The organism is Sphingomonas sp. GM_Shp_2 (assembly GCF_026540875.1).
Lineage (GTDB): Bacteria > Pseudomonadota > Alphaproteobacteria > Sphingomonadales > Sphingomonadaceae > Sphingomonas > Sphingomonas carotinifaciens.
In genome coordinates, this window is record NZ_JALNUQ010000035.1 from 26,554 (window position 1) to 42,426 (window position 15,873).

The window sequence follows — 15,873 nt, forward strand, 5'->3', positions numbered from 1 at the left end:
TTGTTTCGCCCCGGATCGTGGCCGGGGCGAAAAGGAGTTGATCCGATGAGCCTCCGTCACTTCCTGAACCTCGCCGATGCGGGGACCGATGGCGTCGTCGCCATGCTGGCCGATGCGGCGGCGCGCAAGGCCGCGCGCGCCGGCTTCACCAAGGGGCGCGCCGATGCCGATGCGCCGCTGGCCGGCCATGTGCTGGCGATGGTTTTCGAAAAGAACTCGACGCGCACCCGCGTCAGCTTCGACATGGCGATCCGCCAGCTCGGCGGCACCTCCATCGTGATGGATGCCGGCACCATGCAGCTGGGCCGGGGCGAGTCGATCGCGGATACCGCGCGCATCCTGTCGGGCTATACCGATGCGATCATGATCCGCACCGACGACCATGCCAAGGTCGAGGAGATGGCGCATTATGCGACCGTCCCGGTGATCAACGGGCTGACCGATGCGTCGCATCCCTGCCAGATCATGGCGGACCTGCTGACCATCCAGGAGGCGGGCAAGACGCTGTCGGGCATGAAGGTCGCGTGGCTGGGCGACGGCAACAACGTGCTCGCCTCGATCGTGGAGGCGGGCGGGCTGCTCGGCTTCGACGTGGTGGCGGCGTGCCCGCCCGAATATGCGCCGCACGAGGCCGCGATCACCGCGGCGTCGGGGCGGGCGCGCGTGGTGCTCGACCCGCGCGAGGCGGTCGAGGGCGCGGACATCGTCGTCACCGACACCTGGATCTCGATGGGGCAGACGCATGCCGAGGCGAAACTGGCGGCGCTTGCGCCCTATCAGGTCACGCCCGAGCTGATGGCGTTCGCCAAGGCCGATGCGAAGTTCCTGCACTGCCTGCCCGCGCACCGCGGCGAGGAAGTGACCGCGGACGTGATCGACGGTCCGCAGTCGCTGATCTGGGCGGAGGCGGAGAACCGGCTGCACGCGCAAAAGGCGGTGCTGCGCTGGTGCATGGGCCAGATCGGCTGAACTTGCGGGGGCGGGGGGTGCGTCCCATCTAGGGGCGAGACTTCTTCCCCCTTCATGCGTGCGCGTGCCTGCCGCGCCGGTTGCGACCGGCGGGGGGATGGACGCGGCGCCAAGGACAGACCGATGCACGACACGACGCTTCCCGACTTCGACCGCACGCTGGGCTTCACCATCCCGGAACGCCATGCGCGTGGCCGCGTCGTGCGGCTGGGGCCGGTGCTGGACACGATCCTGTCGGCCCATGCCTATCCCCCTGCGATCGAGGCGCTGTTGACCGAGGCGCTGACGCTGACCGCGCTGATCGGCGCGACGCTGAAGGATGTCGACGGGCAGTTGACCATCCAAACGCGCAGCGACACCGGCGTGGTGCAGTTGCTGGTCTGCGATTACCGGGGCGGCGAGCTGCGCGGCTATATCCAGTATGATGCCGAGCGGCTGGCGGAACTGCCGGCGGAGCCGACGCTGTTCGCGCTCTTCGGGCAGGGCTATCTGGCGATCACCTTCGACCTGGCGACGACGGGCGAGCGGTATCAGGGCATCGTGCCGCTCGATGGCGCACGGCTGGCCGATGCGGCGGAGGCCTATTTCGTTCAGTCCGAACAGATCCCCAGCCTGGTGCGCATCGGCGTGTCCAAGGATGCGGACGGGCGGACGGTGGCGGGCGGTCTGTTCCTCCAGCACCTGCCCGAGGGCGAGGTGGGGCGCGAGCGGCTGCACGTCCGGCTGGACCATCCCGAATGGGACCATGTGGTGGCGCTGGGCACCACGATCGGCGCGGACGAACTGACCGATGCGGGCGTGTCGCTGGAAACGCTGATCTGGCGGTTGTTCAACGAGGAAAAGGACGTGCGCGTCCTGGCCTCGACCCCGATCGTGCGCGGATGCCGGTGCACGGCGGACTATATTGCCGGCGTGATCGCGCGCTTCTCGGTCGAGGAACGGCGCGAGATGGCGGATGCCGACGGGATGATCCATGTCGACTGCGCCTTCTGCGCGACGAAGTTCCCGGTGCCGGTGGAGGAACCCGCCTGATCGGGCGAGGGGGTATGTGCGAAAGCGTACCTTAACTCCGCCTTCACCAATGCCGTGCTAACGCGCTGGCGTGCCTGAAGTTTTTCAGCACGCTTTCTCCCTTGATCGGGTTCTTCGAGCCTGGTTCTCTGGGGCCGCACCATGCCGGTGCGGCCCTTCTTTTCGTTGCAAGCATGGCCCAACAGGCGTAGCGGCGGGCGGATCATGACATCAACTGCACCCCTTGCGGTCGCGCTCGTATCGGGCGGGCTGGACTCGATGATTTCCGCAGCCCTGGCACGCGCGGCGGGATACCGCCTGCTGGCGCTGTCGGTCGACTATAACCAGCGGCACCAGGTCGAACTGGCGGCGGCCGCCCGGATCGCACGCGAACTGGGCGCGGAGCGGCATATCGTGCTGCCGCTGGACCTGTCCGCGTTCGGCGGATCGGCGCTGACCGCCGATATTGCGGTGCCCAAGGACGGGGTGCAACCCGGCATCCCGATCACCTATGTGCCGGCGCGCAACACGATCTTTCTGAGCCTGGCGCTGGGCTGGGCGGAGGCGGCGGGCGCGCGCGACCTGTTCATCGGCGTCAACGCGCTCGATTACTCCGGTTATCCGGACTGCCGGCCCGAATTCATCGCCGGGTTCGAGCGCCTCGCCGAGCTTGCCACCAAGGCGGGCGTGGAAGGCGAGCCGTTCAAGATCCAGGCGCCGCTGCAGCACATGACCAAGGCCGATATCGTGCGTGAGGGTACGCGGCTGGGGCTGGACCTGGGGATGAGCTGGTCCTGCTACGACCCGGCGCCGGGCGACCTGCATTGCGGCGCGTGCGACAGTTGCCGGTTGCGCTCCAAGGGCTTTGCGGATGCGGGCATCGCCGATCCCACCGCCTATGCGGTAAACCCGCAGGGCTGAGCCGATGAGCTACGCCGTCAAGGAAATGTTCCTGACCCTGCAGGGGGAGGGCGTGCATGCCGGCCGCCGGGCGGTGTTCGTGCGCTTCGCCGGGTGCAACCTGTGGTCGGGACGCGAGCAGGACCGGGCAACCGCGGTGTGCCGCTTTTGCGACACCGATTTCGTCGGCACCGATGGCCTGGGCGGCGGCAAGTTTGCCGATGCCGGCGCGCTGGTGGCCGCGGTCGCGGGCTTCTGGGGCGAGGGTGTCGCCAACCGCTTCGTGGTGCTGACCGGGGGCGAGCCGATGCTCCAGATCGACGATGCGCTGGTCGATGCGCTGCATGGCGCAGGCTTTACGATCGCGATCGAGTCGAACGGCACGATCGCGGCGCATGCCGGTATCGACTGGGTGTGCATCAGCCCCAAGGCGGGCAGCGTGGTGGTGCAGCGCGCGGGCGACGAATTGAAGCTGGTATGGCCACAGGCAGGGCTGGACCCGGCAGCGCTGGAGGAATGGGCGTTCACCCATCATCTGCTCCAGCCGCTGGACGATCCACGGGCCGACGCCAATCGCGAGGCCTGCGTCGACATGGTGCTGGCGCGGCCGCGCTGGCGGCTGTCGTTGCAGACGCACAAGCTGCTCGGCCTGCGCTGATGCACCGCCGCCGCATCCTGATGACGGGATGTTCGGGCGGCGGGAAATCGACGCTGCTGAACGCACTCGCCAGAAGGGGCGTGCAGATCGTGCCGGAGCCGGGACGACGCATCATCGCGGCCGAACAGGCCGGCGATGGTCGTGCGCTTCCCTGGGTGGACCCGGCGGCATTCGCCGAGCGCGCGCTTGCCATGGCGATCGACGACTTCAAGCGGGTGGGCGCGGGCACGACGATCTTCGACCGCGGGATCGTCGACGCGCGCGTCGCGCTGGATCATGCGGCGGGGCGGCCGCCATCGGCGGTGCTCGCGCCGGACTATCGCTATGATGATCCCGTGCTGCTGGTGCCGCCATGGCCGGAGATCTACGTCGCCGACCCCGATCGCCGGCATGGACTGGCGGAAGCGATAGCGGAATATGACCGGCTGCACCGCGCGCTGACATGGCTGGGCCATGAGATCGTCATGGTGGCGCCGGCGCCGGTAGCCGAGCGCGTCGCCCAAGTAAGCGCGGCGCTGGGCTGTTAAAAGGGCCGGGAGCGATGCCCCCGGCCCTTTTCACGATCGGTTATCGACGCGCAGCGAGGCCGGTGCCGCCGGCGGGTGGCCAGTTTTGCAAGCCGCACTTCTTGGTGACCCATTCCGCCTTCTTGTTCCAGCAGATCGGGTCCAGGCGCGGCATGGTGGTGTAGTCGCGGCCGATATAGCGCGAGAAGCGCTGTTCGCCCCACGGCGTCAGGCTGTTGCGCAGCTCGCGCATGCGACGCGACGCGATATCGCCGAACGCGCCGCGCGGCGCGAACACCGCTTCGCGCGCGATCGAGGCCGCGGTCTGGCAGAAGCCATATTGGGCGGACACGGTGGCGAAGCTGGAATAGGTGCGCGTGCCGAACTGGTCGAGCGCCATCTGTCCTTCCTTCACCGTCTTGGCATTGCGGCGGAAATACTTGTCGAGGGTGGTGAAGGTATTCTTCAGCTCCTCCGAATGGTCGCCCAGCAATGCGTTGTAGTTGGCGACGGAGGCCAGCGTCGGTTCGAACTGGCACTGCAAGGCCGCCACGTTGAGCGCGGCGCGCATCGTCCAGGTCAGGCCGGCGCGAAGCTCGGTCGGCGTGGCCCCGGGAAGCGGCTGGCCGATAATCCCCGGCTCGTCCCCCTGCACCGGCGCGCCCGAAAAATCGCGCGACTGCAAAAAGAACTGCGCCGAAGCCGGCGCCGCCACCGCCAAACCCATCGACGCCGCGCCGAGCGCGAGCGCGGTACGCAACACAATCATCTTGATCCGATCCTTCCCCCGGAGTGCTCCTCAGCGCCGCAAAATATACCGCTTTTCGCCAAGCGACCCAATAGAAATCGGCGGAATACCGTGCGATTCCGAAGGATGAGGCGGGGAGCGGCGGGAATGGCCGATCGTTGCGCAAGGATAATGGCGCACCCAAGGGAATTTGGCGGCCGATGGCGGTGCGCCAGACGGCAAAAGGGCCGCCCGGTCGCCCGGACGGCCCTTTTCACACCAAGGCCCGAAGGCCCGTGGCGATGATTACATCGCGTTGGTGGTGGTGTTCGACATCATCATGGTGTCGTTCGACATCATCATGTCGTTGCCCATGGTGTCGTTGGCCATCATGCCACCGTTCATGGTGCCGTCGACGGCAGTCATGTTGTCGGTCATGGTGTCCATGCCCTCGGTCGCGTTCATGTCGGTGACCATGGTGTTCTCGGTCGTGGCTTCGTTCGAGCCGCCGCAAGCGGAAACGGCCAGTGCTGCGCCGGCGATGAGCGAGCCGGTCAGGACCTTGGAGATGATTGCACGCATTGGAAGCTCCCTAGATAGAGGATTTGGAACGGCTTGATGGCCTTAATACCCAAATCTCGGTGGACATTACCCGGATACCGACTGGCCCTCAAGCCTGCTTTTGTCGGGCCAAAGCGAGAGTTTCAAGGAAGGCCGGGAATGTCAACGCAAGGGCGCGATCAAAGGTTGCCATCGAACCCTCGCGACCCAGCGCCGCCAGGCTGGTCACCGGATAATCGGGCAGGCCGCACGGCACGATGCCGCCGAAGTGGTTGAGATCAGGTGATATGTTGACGGCAAAGCCATGCAGCGTCACCCAGCGCTTTACCCGTACCCCGATCGCGCCGATCTTGGCCTCGGTCCCGCCGTCGCGGGTCCAGATGCCGACGCGGCCGCACACGCTGTAGGCCTCGACACCTAGCTCGCGCAACGCGGCGATCAGCCAGTCCTCCAGCGCATGGACGAAGGCGCGCACGTCGCGTCCGCGCCGGTTGAGGTCCAGCACCAGATAGCCGGTGCGCTGGCCGGGGCCGTGATAGGTGTAGCGGCCGCCCCGCCCCGTATCGAAGACGGGGAAGCGCGGATCGACCAGCTCGGCCGGATCGGCGCTGGTCCCGGCGGTATAGACGGGCGGATGTTCGAGCAGCCAGACGAGTTCGCGCGCAGAGCCGTCATGCACCGCCGCGGCGCGCGTCTCCATCTCGGCCAATCCTTGCGGGTAGGGGATCAGGCCGCCGCTGACCCGCCATTCGATATCGGAAATGTCGGTCACGCCTGCGTCTGTGCGCGCGCCCGGCCCGACATGCAAGATGCGGGCAGCCGCGGCCGGCGCGACGCCGATGGTCAAAGCAAGCGGCGTGCGCTAGCGTACGGCGCCAGGGCAAGGCGCCAGAGCGGGGGACGGCATGACGGTGAAGATCGGTGCGATTTGGGACAGCACCACGCAGGTTCTGGGCGGTCGCACGGGCGTGTTGATGCCGATCGCGGTGCTGGGCTTCTTCCTGCCGTCCGTCGTCCAGACGCTGGTCGGGCTGGTGGTGGACCAGAACAATGTGCTGCACGGCGGGCTGACCGCGCTCGTCGCACTGGCCGCGGCGGTGCTGATGATCTGGGGGCAGATGGCGGTGATGGCGGTCGCGACGCACCCCGCGACGACGCGGGCCGATGCCAGCCGACAGGGCTGGGCACGCCTGTTGCCCGTGCTGGGCATCGCCCTGATGATCGCGGTGATCGCCATGGTGCTGTTCGTTCCCATCTTCGCGGCGTTGATCGCGGGAGGCTTCGATTTCGCCGCGGCCGCCGCGACACAGGGAAATACGATGGCGATCCCCCGGCTCTCCGGCGGTGCGGCGGCGTTCATCGCGCTCTATGGGCTGGCCCTAGGGATATTGGCGATCTGGGCCAGTGCGCGGCTGATGCTGGTCTATGCCGTGGTGCTGAACGAGCGGCTGGGGCTGGGCGCGATTCGCCGTTCGATTCAGTTGACGCGGGGGCTGACGCTGAAGCTGGTCGGCGTCATGATATTGTTCGGCATCGTTTTTTTGGTGGTGCTGCTCGCGGCGCAGGGCGTAGTGGGCGTCGTCGCCCGGTTGCTGCTGGGGTCCAGCGGCGTCGCGGTCGCATTGTCCGGGATCGCGGGGGCGGCGGTGAACGCCGTGTTGCTGACCATCGCCTATGTCTTCGTGGCGCGGCTCTATGTCGCCACCGCCGGCGTCGTGGCGCCCGCGACCGTTGATTTGCAGAAGGACGTGCCTCCGGCATTCTGATGACCATCGATCCCGTCGCCGTGTTGCGCGACGCGTGGGCCCTGTTCCGGCGTGACCGGGACCTGTTGCTGCGCATCGCGGGCGTGTTTCATTTCCTGCCGGCATTCGCGCTGGCGCTGCTGGTACCCGAGCCGCCGATGCCCGAGAGCGGCGCGGAGGCAGGCCCCGCGCGGACCGATGCGTGGATGCAGGCGCTGAGCGATTGGGGCGCAGCGCATGGCGGCTGGTATCTGCTCGCCTATGCGATCGGCTTTCTGGGCACGGCGGCGATCCTGCTGCTGTATCTGGCGCCGCAACAGACCGTGGGCCAGGCGCTGACCCGGGCGGCGCGGCTGTGGCCGCGCTTCCTGTTGGCGATGGTGCTGGTGTCGCTGCCGACGGGGGCGGGCATGCTGCTGTGGATCGTGCCGGGCCTGTATGTCGCCGGGCGTCTGCTGGTCACCGGGCCGGCGCTGGTCGCGGAGGGGCGGATGTCGGCCGCGGGTGCGCTCCGGCGTAGTTTCAGGATGAGCCGGGGGGCGGGGCTGGCGCTGATGGGGTTGGCGTCGGTGACGTATCTGGGCGGGTTTCTGGCAGGGCAGCCGTTCCTGTGGCTGGGCGACTGGCTGAGCGGGGAGGGCGGCGGCAATCCGATCGGCGTGGCGGTGGTGGAGGCGTGCGCGGCGGCGGTCGTTGCGGCGACCGCCGTGGCACAGGCGCTGATCGCGGTGGTCGCCTATCGCCGGCTGGCGAGCAGGGGAATCTGAGGCGCGGCATCCGGCGGCAACAGGCCGAGCACGCGCGGATCGGGAAAGGTCTCGATCGTGCGGCCGGTCGCGGTGAAGCCCTGGGCGCGGTAGAAGTTGAGCGCGCTCGGATGGTCGAGCGTGCAGGTATGGACCCATACCCGCGTGACGCTCGGCGTCCAGGCGCGCATCAGCGCGTGCGCCATCAGCCAGCGGCCATGGCCGGCCCCCGCCAGTTCGGGGATCAGGCCGAAATAGCCGATCTCGCACGTGTTCGCATGGCGGTGGTCGAGTTCCAGAAAGCCGACCTCGATCCCGCGCGCGTCGGTGGCGGCGAAGACGGCGATGCCGGGGTCATGGATGATCGCGGTCAGCGCCGCGTCGTCCATCGCAAGGCGGGAGAACCACAGCCACGGCGCGCCGACGCGCGCGAACAGGGCGCGGTACTTGGCGGGATCGGGCCTGTTCCACAGCACCAGCCGCAGCGGCGAATCGGGCAGGGGGCGCGGGCGGGGCCGCTCGCGCATCTCCAGCGTGGTGACGATCGTGGCGAGCTGATCGTCGGCGATCCGCGTCAGTCCCATTCGGCGACCGGCGGCAGGCTCATCAGGATCGCATCGATATTGCCGCCGGTCTTCAACCCGAACAGCGTGCCGCGATCATAGACGAGGTTGAACTCGGCATAGCGCCCGCGCCAGCGGCGCTGCTCGGCGAGATGCTCGGGCGTGAAGGCATCGTGCATGCGGCGGCGGACGATGCGGGGGTAGACGTCCAGAAACGCCTCGCCCACCGCGCGGGTGAAGGCGAAATTGGCGTCGAACGCGCCCTCCAGATGATCGTAGAAGATGCCGCCGACGCCGCGGTGGACCTGGCGGTGGGGGATGTAGAAATATTCGTCCGCCCAAGCTTTGAAGCGGGGATAATGCGCCGGATCATGCGCGTCGCAGGCGGCCTGCAGCACGGCGTGGAAGTCGGCGGTGTCCCCGGCCACCGGCAAGGGCGGGTTGAGGTCGGCACCGCCGCCGAACCAGCGCTTCGTGGTGGTCAGGAAGCGGGTGTTCATGTGCACCGCAGGCACGTGCGGGTTGGCCATGTGCGCGACCAGGCTGATGCCGGTGGCGACGAAACGGGGGTCGTCGCCCGCGCCGTGGATCGTCTTGCCGAACTCGCCCTCGAAGGTGCCGCCGACGGTGGAGACGTTGACGCCGACCTTTTCAAAGACGCGGCCCTTCATCACGCCGCGCACGCCGCCGCCGCCGGGGATGCCCGACGGGTCCTGTCGGTCCCATGCGACATAGTCGAAGGCGGCGTCGAAGCCGGTCTCGCGCTCGATCGCCTCGAACGCGGCGCAGATGCGATCACGCAGGGATTCGAACCAGATGCGGGCGGCGTCCTGTTCGGCATCGAGCAACAGGTCGAGCGGGCGGGTCTTCATCATAGCAGTCATCATGGGGGTCATCGGTGGCGGGGCGGCGGGGGTCAATCGGTCATCCTGTCCCACCCGGTCTGGCGCCGCGCCTCGGCCAGCAGGATCGCGGCGGAGGCGGCGACGTTGAGCGAGCGAAAGCCGGGGCACATGGGAATGCGGACGCGCGCGTCCACGGCCGCATGGACATGCGGCGGCACCCCTGCGCTTTCCGAGCCGAGCAGGATGACGTCGTCGGCGGTGAAGCGCATGTCGGGCAGCGGTACGGCGCCGGCGGTGGTAGCCAGGACGATCCGTGCCGGGGTTGTCGCCCGAAAGGCATCCCAGTCGGCATGGCGTACCACCTGCGCGGCGCGGGCATAGTCCATGCCGGCGCGGGCCAGGGCGCGGTCCGAATAGGCGAAACCCATCGGCTCGATCAGGTCGACGCCGACGCCAAAACAGGCGGCGGTGCGCAGGATGGTGCCGACATTGCCAGCGATATCGGGTTCGAAAAGGGCGATCCGCATGGGCGCGTCCCTAGCGGAATTCGCCGCGGAAAGCGCGCATGGGAAATTGGCAGTTGGCAAAACGGGGCGGGCGCGGCTAACACTTGTGTGCCTCCCGCGGGGACGGAGGGGCGTCGACGGTGGCGACAGGCCGCCGGACGGACGAGATGCAAACGGGTTGAGGGATCGGGAATGGCGGTAGCGGACAACGTAATACCACCGGGCGAGGCGCCGGAGCCGTTCCACGAAGAGGTGCATGATCCCCGCCGCCGCGATTTCATCAATATCGCGGCCGTGTCCTTTGCGGGCGTCGGCGCGGTGGCGATCGTGTTGCCGCTGATCAACCAGATGAACCCGTCCGCCGACGTGCTGGCCGCGTCGACGACCGAGATCGACCTGTCCAAGATCGCACCGGGACAGGCGATCAAGACCAGTTTCCGCAAGCAGCCGCTGTTCGTGCGCAACCTGACCCCGGCGGAAATTGCCGCGGCGGATGCGGTACCGCTCGCCGAGCTGCGCGATCCGCAGACGCTGGCCGAGCGGACCAAGGAGGGCAAGAAGAACTGGCTGATCACGCTGGGCGTCTGCACCCATCTGGGCTGCGTACCGCTGGGCGCCGGCGAGGGCGAGAACAAGGGGCCGTTCGGCGGCTATTTCTGCCCATGCCATGGATCGGCCTACGACACCGCGGCGCGGATCCGCAAAGGCCCGGCACCGACCAACCTGGTGGTGCCCGATTATGCATTCACGTCCGACACCGTCGTGACGGTCGGCTGAGGAGCGGCAGATGAGCTTTCCCTGGGCGAAGCATTACGAGCCGAAGCAGCCGCTGATGCGCTGGCTGGACGAGAAGCTGCCGGTGCCGCGGCTCGTCTACAATGCGGTGGGCGCCGGCTATCCGGTGCCGCGCAACCTGAACTATTTCTGGAATTTCGGCGTCCTTGCCGGCGCCGCGCTCGCGATCCAGATCGTGACGGGCGTCGTGCTGGCGATGCATTACGCCGCCAACGGCGCGGTGGCGTTCGATTCGGTCGAAAGCATCATGCGCGACGTGAATGCCGGCTGGTTCCTGCGCTATGCGCACGCCAACGGCGCGTCGATGTTCTTCATCGTCGTCTATATCCACATCTTCCGCGGGCTGTATTACGGATCATACAAGGCGCCGCGCGAGATGGTGTGGCTGCTCGGCGTGACCATCTTCCTGCTGATGATGGCGACCGCCTTCATGGGCTACGTCCTTCCCTGGGGGCAGATGAGCTTCTGGGGCGCGCAGGTGATCACCGGCTTCTTCTCGGCGATCCCGGTGGTCGGCGATACCATCCGCATCTGGCTGCTCGGCGGCTATGCGCCGGACAATGCCGCGCTGAACCGCTTCTTCTCGCTCCACTATCTGCTGCCCTTCGTGATCGCGGGCGTCATCATCCTGCACATCTGGGCGCTGCACATCCCGGGTTCGGGCAACCCCACCGGCGTGGACGTGAAGGGCGAGCAGGACACGGTGCCGTTCCACCCCTATTACACCGCCAAGGACGGGTTCGGACTGGGCATCTTCCTGGCGCTGTTCGCCTTCCTGCTGTTCTTCTTCCCCAACTATCTGGGCCATCCGGACAATTACATCCCGGCCAACCCGCTTTCCACGCCCGCGCATATCGTGCCCGAATGGTATTTCTGGCCATTCTACGCGATCCTGCGCGCCTTCACCGCCGACTTCATCCTGCCGGCCAAGCTGTGGGGCGTGCTGGCGATGTTCGGGTCGATCCTGCTGCTGTTCTTCCTGCCCTGGCTCGACTCGTCGCCGGTGCGGTCGAACAACTTCCGGCCCAAGGCGCGGATCGCGTTCTGGATCCTGGTGGTGGACGTGCTGCTGCTCGGCTGGTGCGGGGGGTCTCCGGCGACGCCGTTCTTCATCATCCTCAGCCAGATCACCGCAGGCTATTATTTCCTGCACTTCCTGGTGATCCTGCCGCTGATCGCACGGTCGGAGCGTCCGCGCCCGCTGCCCAACTCGATCACCGAGGCGGTGCTGGCCAAGCATGGCGGCACGAGCCCGGCCAAGACCGCGCTCGCGTAAGACACGAACCGGAGAGGGGACCGACAACATCATGGTTCGTACGATCGCATTCCTGGTCGGCGCCGCATTCACGCTGGTGCTCGCCATCGCGCTGTGGGGCAGCGTCTCCGGCCTGATCTCGGAGCCGCCCGCCCCGACAGCGGAGGAGGAGTTCCACCTGCATCCGCGCGAGGCGCATCTGGCATCCGACGGCATTTTCGGCAGGTTCGACCGGCGCCAGTTGCAGCGCGGTTTCCAGGTCTACAAGGAAGTGTGCGCCGCCTGCCACTCGCTGCGCCTCGTCGCGTTCCGCGACCTGGCGGCCCTGGGCTATAACGAGCCCGAGGTGAAGGCGATCGCCAACCAGTGGGTGATCGAGCAGCCGACGATCAATCCGGAGACGGGCGAGGCGACGACGCGCAAGAACATCCCGTCCGATCGCTTCCCCTCGCCCTTTGCCAACGAGGTCGCTGCGCGCGCCGCGAACAACAATGCGCTGCCGCCCGACCTGTCGCTGATGGCCAAGGCGCGGCATGACGGCGGCAACTATATCTACTCGCTGGTCGGGCCCGATGCCTATCGGCCGCAGCCGGCCGCGCTGCTGCGCGAATTCCCGGACGTGAAGACGCCGGAAGGGCTGCACTACAACCCGTACTTCGCGAACCTGAACATCGCGATGCCGCCGCCGATCACCAGCGACGGACAGGTCCAGTATAGCGACGGCACCGCTGCGACCCGCGACCAGATGGCCAAGGATGTCGCCGCCTTCCTGACCTGGACCGCCGAGCCGAATCTGGAAAAGCGCCATGCGGCAGGTTTCGCGGCGATGATCTTCATCGCGATCTTCTGCGTCCTCGCCTGGGGCGCGTACCAGAATGTCTGGCGCGACGTGAAGCATTGAGCGGGCGGGGCCGCTGTGCCCCGCCCAAAAGCCCGTGCATGATGGCATAACGGGCTCGGTCCGGCATATTCACGCTCGACAGACCCGGCCGGCTTTGCCACGGGCGCGGACATGGCCCAGAATGACGACCTGAAGGCGCTGATCCGCACGATCCCGGATTTTCCGAAGCCCGGCATCCAGTTTCGCGACATCACCACGCTGCTGCTCGATGCCGATGGCTTTGCCACCGCGATCGCCCGCATGGCCGCGGCGGTGCCGGGGCCGATCGACCTCGTCGCAGGGATCGAGGCGCGCGGCTTCCTGTTTGCCGCAGCGCTGGCGGCGCCTTTGCGCGCCGGCGTGCTGCTGATCCGCAAGGACGGCAAGCTGCCCGGGGCGACGATCGCCGAGGATTATGCGCTGGAATATGGACAGGATCGGATCGCGATCCATGCCGATGCCTTTGCGCCGGGTGCACGGGTGCTGCTGGTTGACGATTTGATCGCGACCGGGGGGACGGCGCGGGCGGCGGTGCGGTTGCTGGCCAAGGCAGGGGCCGAGTTGGTGCAGGCGCAGTTCCTGGTCGACCTGCCCGATCTGGGCGGAGCCGATGCCTTGCGGGCGGACGGCGTGGCGGTGGCGTCGCTGATCGCATTTCCCGGGCACTGACGCGCGCGACGATGCGTTGATCCCGCAGCGGGCAGAGGACTGGCCGCCGGGAGTTGCCCCATGTTCGTCGATTTTCGCGATCAGCCGCCACCACCGCCCTGGCCCCCGGCGCCGCCGCCCCGCCGCATCAGCCGGCGCGAGGAGAAGGTGTTGACCTGGGTCATCGGCTTCAACCTGCTGATGCTGTTGTTCGGGCCGCTGGCCGGGAGCAGCGTGATCGACGCGCTGGTCGCGATCGCGCGAGGGTAGACGCGGGCTTTCCGGAACAACATCGAAGCGCGCCGAGTTGCATCGCCATAGGCGGCGCGTATCTTGGCCGCATCCTCGTGTTCGGGAGAGGTTCGATGGTGTTGAAGCGTCTGGGCTTGGCCGGTCTGGCCATGGGGTTCGTGGCGGCATTGTCGGGCTGTGCCGACGGCTATGGCTATGGCGGCACGTCGCTGGGGTATGGCCGGGGCTATTACGACGCCTATCCCTATGGCGGCGGCTTCGGCGGCGGTTACGTTCCGTCCTATTATGGCTGGTACAACGACTTCTATTATCCGGGCACCGGCATCTACGTCTATGATCGCGACCGCCGGCCGTTCCGCTGGAACGATCGTCAGCGCAATTACTGGCAGGGCCAGCGCCGTGGCTTCCGCAACGATGCCATTCGCGACAACTGGGCCGATTTCGGCCGCGACGTCCGCCGCGAACGCCGCGACTATCGCGGCGACCTGCGGCAGAATCGGCAGGCCTATCGCAACGGGCTGATCACGCGCGATCAGTTCCAGCAGGGACGCCGCGACGCCCGACGCGAATATCGCAGCGACGTGCGGCAGGATCGCCGCGAATTGCGCCGCGAGAACCGTGCGGTGAACCGCGGCGGCTATCGCGGGGATCGTGGCCGCAACTGGCGGGGCCGCCGCTGAGACGATCAGTCCGGGCGGCGGGCGATCATGATGTTGGACACGCAGGACAGTACCGCGATGTCGTCCTGGTTGAACACCGTCACCCGCGTCTTGAGCAGCCCGATGGCGGGGCGGCTTTCGGAGGCGCGGGCCGCCAGCACCTCGCTTTCGCAGCGTAGCGTGTCGCCGGGATAGACGGGCTTCAGCCAGCGAAGCTCGTCAAGGCCGGGGGAGCCGAGCCCGGCCTGGCGATGGTCCCTGCCATGTTCGACGATCATCGCCATCATCATCGCGCAGCTATGCCAGCCGCTGGCGGCCAGCCGCCCGAAATGGGTTTTGGCGGCGGCCTCGTCCGACAGGTGGAAGGGTTGCGGATCATATTTCTCGGCAAAGGCGATCACCTCGTCGCGCTGGACGGGGTAGCGACCGAAGCTGGCGCGGTCGCCGACCGCGATGTCCTCGAAATACTGCATCCGCACCTCCCTCGCTTATTGCCGCAACACCTTTTGGAACGGGGCGTCGGTTCCGTCGAGTCCTTGGCCGGGGGGCAGGCCGATGAGGTCGCGCAGGAGGGGGGCGACCGCCGGGTTGTCGAAGGGGGCGAGGCGTCGTCCGGGGATGAAGGCGGGGCCGTGGGCGATGAACAGTGCCGCCATGGTCGGATCGGCCGGATCATAGCCGTGCGTGCCGCCGCTGGTGGGGCGATCGGGCGCCTTGGCGCTGATCGTCCAGCCGGTCTCGGCGAGGCACAGGAAGGGCGGGATCCGGCGGTTGCGGCCATAGCGGAAGCGGGCCGGCATCGCCTCCTTGCGCCAGCACTGCATATGGGGATGCCGGCTGAGGAGGCGGGCGGCAAGCGCCGCCTCATGGCCCGGCACAGGCGTGAAGGTGGCGTAGGGGCCGCTGTCGTTCAGGACGTAATCGGCCGGGTCAAGAAGCGTATCGAGCGCGATCGTGCGCGTGCTGCTGGTCGCGGCCATGCCGTGATCCGCGACGATGACGAGGTTGGCGGGCTGGTTCAGGCGGGCCAGACCCTCGACCAGCTCGCCGATCGCCCGATCGACGGCGGCGATCGCCTGGGTCGTTTCGGCCGCATCGGGGCCGTTCTGGTGGCCGGCGGTATCGACCTCATCGAAATAGAGCGTGAGCAGGCGTGGGCGGGTTTCGGCCGGGCGACGCAACCAGTCGATCACGGCGTCGACGCGCTGGCGGTCGTTCACCTGCTGATTGAATTGCTGCCAATCGGTCGGTCGGGTGCCGCCGGTGATGCGATGCGGCCATGCTTGGGCCGCCGTGCCACCCCAGGCGACGTTGGAGCCGGGCCAGAACATCGTCGCGGTGCGGATGCCGGCCTTCTCGGCGGTGACCCAGATCGGCTCGGCGGCGTTCCACCAGAAAGGATCGTCCGAGGCCATGGTGAAGGGCTCGGTCGGCCGGGCGGGATCGGTAAAGCCGTTGGCGACGATGCCGTGGCGATCGGGAACCATGCCCGTCACCAGCGTCCAGTGATTGGGAAAGGTCTTGGACGGGAAGGACGGGCGCATCGATGCGGACACGCCGGTTCGGGCCAGGGCGGAGAGGTGAGGGGTGACGCCGCGGTTCAGATAGTCCGGGCGGAAGCCGTCGATGGAGACGAGGATGGTGACG

The 15,873-nt window shown here is 67.6% G+C and carries 21 protein-coding genes; 13 read left to right on the forward strand and 8 right to left on the reverse strand.

The annotated features are described in order from the left end of the window. Positions 1-45: 45 nt before the first annotated feature. The 5 genes from argF to OXR08_RS12520 all read left to right on the forward strand — a co-directional run bounded on the left by argF (position 46) and on the right by OXR08_RS12520 (position 4,065). Positions 46-969: an ornithine carbamoyltransferase gene (argF, locus tag OXR08_RS12500; RefSeq protein ID WP_267350279.1), complete on the forward strand. Its 924-nt coding sequence runs from the start codon at positions 46-48 to the stop codon at positions 967-969. A gap of 123 nt (positions 970-1,092) precedes the next feature. Beyond that, entirely contained in the window at positions 1,093-2,001 is a 909-nt protein-coding gene (locus OXR08_RS12505; protein WP_112382123.1) for an Hsp33 family molecular chaperone HslO, read from the forward strand. Positions 2,002-2,205: 204 nt separating this feature from the next. Further along, positions 2,206-2,901 carry a 7-cyano-7-deazaguanine synthase QueC gene (gene queC / locus OXR08_RS12510; RefSeq protein WP_267350282.1) on the forward strand — a complete coding sequence of 232 codons (696 nt, stop codon included), beginning with the start codon at positions 2,206-2,208 and terminating at the stop codon, positions 2,899-2,901. A 4-nt stretch (positions 2,902-2,905) separates the two neighbouring features. Beyond that, a complete protein-coding gene (gene queE / locus OXR08_RS12515; RefSeq protein WP_267350284.1) occupies positions 2,906-3,538 on the forward strand; it encodes a 7-carboxy-7-deazaguanine synthase in 633 nt (210 codons plus the stop codon). Further along, positions 3,538-4,065: an AAA family ATPase gene (locus OXR08_RS12520; RefSeq protein ID WP_267350287.1), complete on the forward strand. Its 528-nt coding sequence runs from the start codon at positions 3,538-3,540 to the stop codon at positions 4,063-4,065. The genes queE and OXR08_RS12520 overlap by 1 nt, the downstream gene beginning before the upstream one ends. A 40-nt stretch (positions 4,066-4,105) precedes the next feature. Here OXR08_RS12520 and OXR08_RS12525 read toward each other — a convergent pair whose 3' ends face one another. The 3 genes from OXR08_RS12525 to lipB form a co-directional block, all read right to left on the reverse strand. Next, a complete protein-coding gene (locus tag OXR08_RS12525) occupies positions 4,106-4,813 on the reverse strand; it encodes a hypothetical protein (RefSeq protein ID WP_112382127.1) in 708 nt (235 codons plus the stop codon). 264 nt (positions 4,814-5,077) lie between these two features. Then, positions 5,078-5,353: a hypothetical protein gene (locus OXR08_RS12530; protein WP_112382128.1), complete on the reverse strand. Its 276-nt coding sequence runs from the start codon at positions 5,351-5,353 to the stop codon at positions 5,078-5,080. Between the two features lie 88 nt (positions 5,354-5,441). Further along, entirely contained in the window at positions 5,442-6,104 is a 663-nt protein-coding gene (lipB, locus tag OXR08_RS12535; RefSeq protein WP_267350290.1) for a lipoyl(octanoyl) transferase LipB, read from the reverse strand. A gap of 133 nt (positions 6,105-6,237) precedes the next feature. Between lipB and OXR08_RS12540 the strand changes: the two genes are divergently transcribed. Together OXR08_RS12540 and OXR08_RS12545 are read left to right on the forward strand one after the other, a co-directional pair. After that, positions 6,238-7,098: a hypothetical protein gene (locus tag OXR08_RS12540; protein ID WP_267350292.1), complete on the forward strand. Its 861-nt coding sequence runs from the start codon at positions 6,238-6,240 to the stop codon at positions 7,096-7,098. After that, positions 7,098-7,844, forward strand: a complete 747-nt coding sequence (locus tag OXR08_RS12545) for a hypothetical protein (RefSeq protein WP_267350294.1) — start codon at positions 7,098-7,100, stop codon at positions 7,842-7,844. Before OXR08_RS12540 ends, OXR08_RS12545 begins: the two co-directional genes overlap by 1 nt. On the opposite strand, the gene OXR08_RS12550 is transcribed toward OXR08_RS12545, so the two are convergent. Genes OXR08_RS12550 through OXR08_RS12560 form a run of 3 tightly spaced genes read right to left on the reverse strand, consistent with a single transcriptional unit; the run spans position 7,814 to position 9,758 of the window. Further along, entirely contained in the window at positions 7,814-8,407 is a 594-nt protein-coding gene (locus tag OXR08_RS12550; protein ID WP_267350296.1) for a GNAT family N-acetyltransferase, read from the reverse strand. The two genes, OXR08_RS12545 and OXR08_RS12550, sit on opposite strands and share 31 nt — an antisense overlap. Then, positions 8,398-9,273, reverse strand: coding sequence for an oxygen-dependent coproporphyrinogen oxidase (hemF, locus tag OXR08_RS12555; protein ID WP_267350298.1), 876 nt, complete (start codon positions 9,271-9,273; stop codon positions 8,398-8,400). Before hemF ends, OXR08_RS12550 begins: the two co-directional genes overlap by 10 nt. A 29-nt stretch (positions 9,274-9,302) precedes the next feature. Beyond that, positions 9,303-9,758, reverse strand: a complete 456-nt coding sequence (locus OXR08_RS12560; protein ID WP_267350299.1) for a tRNA (cytidine(34)-2'-O)-methyltransferase — start codon at positions 9,756-9,758, stop codon at positions 9,303-9,305. A gap of 171 nt (positions 9,759-9,929) precedes the next feature. Between OXR08_RS12560 and petA the strand changes: the two genes are divergently transcribed. From petA to OXR08_RS12590, 6 genes are all read left to right on the forward strand, one after another. Beyond that, a complete protein-coding gene (gene petA / locus OXR08_RS12565) occupies positions 9,930-10,514 on the forward strand; it encodes a ubiquinol-cytochrome c reductase iron-sulfur subunit (protein ID WP_174236627.1) in 585 nt (194 codons plus the stop codon). 10 nt (positions 10,515-10,524) lie between these two features. Next, complete coding sequence (locus OXR08_RS12570) at positions 10,525-11,808, forward strand: cytochrome b/b6 (protein WP_112382133.1); 1,284 nt, start codon at positions 10,525-10,527, stop codon at positions 11,806-11,808. A 31-nt stretch (positions 11,809-11,839) separates the two neighbouring features. Further along, positions 11,840-12,688 (forward strand): cytochrome c1, encoded by an 849-nt coding sequence (locus tag OXR08_RS12575; protein ID WP_112382134.1) that lies wholly within the window; start codon positions 11,840-11,842, stop codon positions 12,686-12,688. Positions 12,689-12,799: 111 nt separating this feature from the next. Beyond that, on the forward strand, positions 12,800-13,336 hold the full coding sequence (locus tag OXR08_RS12580; RefSeq protein WP_267350301.1) for an adenine phosphoribosyltransferase: 537 nt from the start codon (positions 12,800-12,802) through the stop codon (positions 13,334-13,336). A gap of 60 nt (positions 13,337-13,396) precedes the next feature. Continuing rightward, positions 13,397-13,585, forward strand: a complete 189-nt coding sequence (locus OXR08_RS12585) for a hypothetical protein (protein WP_112382136.1) — start codon at positions 13,397-13,399, stop codon at positions 13,583-13,585. A 95-nt stretch (positions 13,586-13,680) separates the two neighbouring features. Continuing rightward, the gene (locus OXR08_RS12590) at positions 13,681-14,247 is read left to right on the forward strand and encodes a hypothetical protein (protein WP_149682102.1); all 567 of its coding nucleotides are present in this window, start codon (positions 13,681-13,683) and stop codon (positions 14,245-14,247) included. Between the two features lie 5 nt (positions 14,248-14,252). Here the strand turns inward: OXR08_RS12590 and OXR08_RS12595 are convergent, their stop codons facing one another. Both OXR08_RS12595 and OXR08_RS12600 read right to left on the reverse strand, forming a co-directional pair. Continuing rightward, the gene (locus OXR08_RS12595; RefSeq protein ID WP_267350303.1) at positions 14,253-14,699 is read right to left on the reverse strand and encodes a MaoC family dehydratase; all 447 of its coding nucleotides are present in this window, start codon (positions 14,697-14,699) and stop codon (positions 14,253-14,255) included. Between the two features lie 15 nt (positions 14,700-14,714). After that, positions 14,715-15,873, reverse strand: a 1,159-nt coding sequence (locus OXR08_RS12600; RefSeq protein WP_267350305.1) for an ectonucleotide pyrophosphatase/phosphodiesterase, incomplete at its 5' end; no start/stop codon positions are given.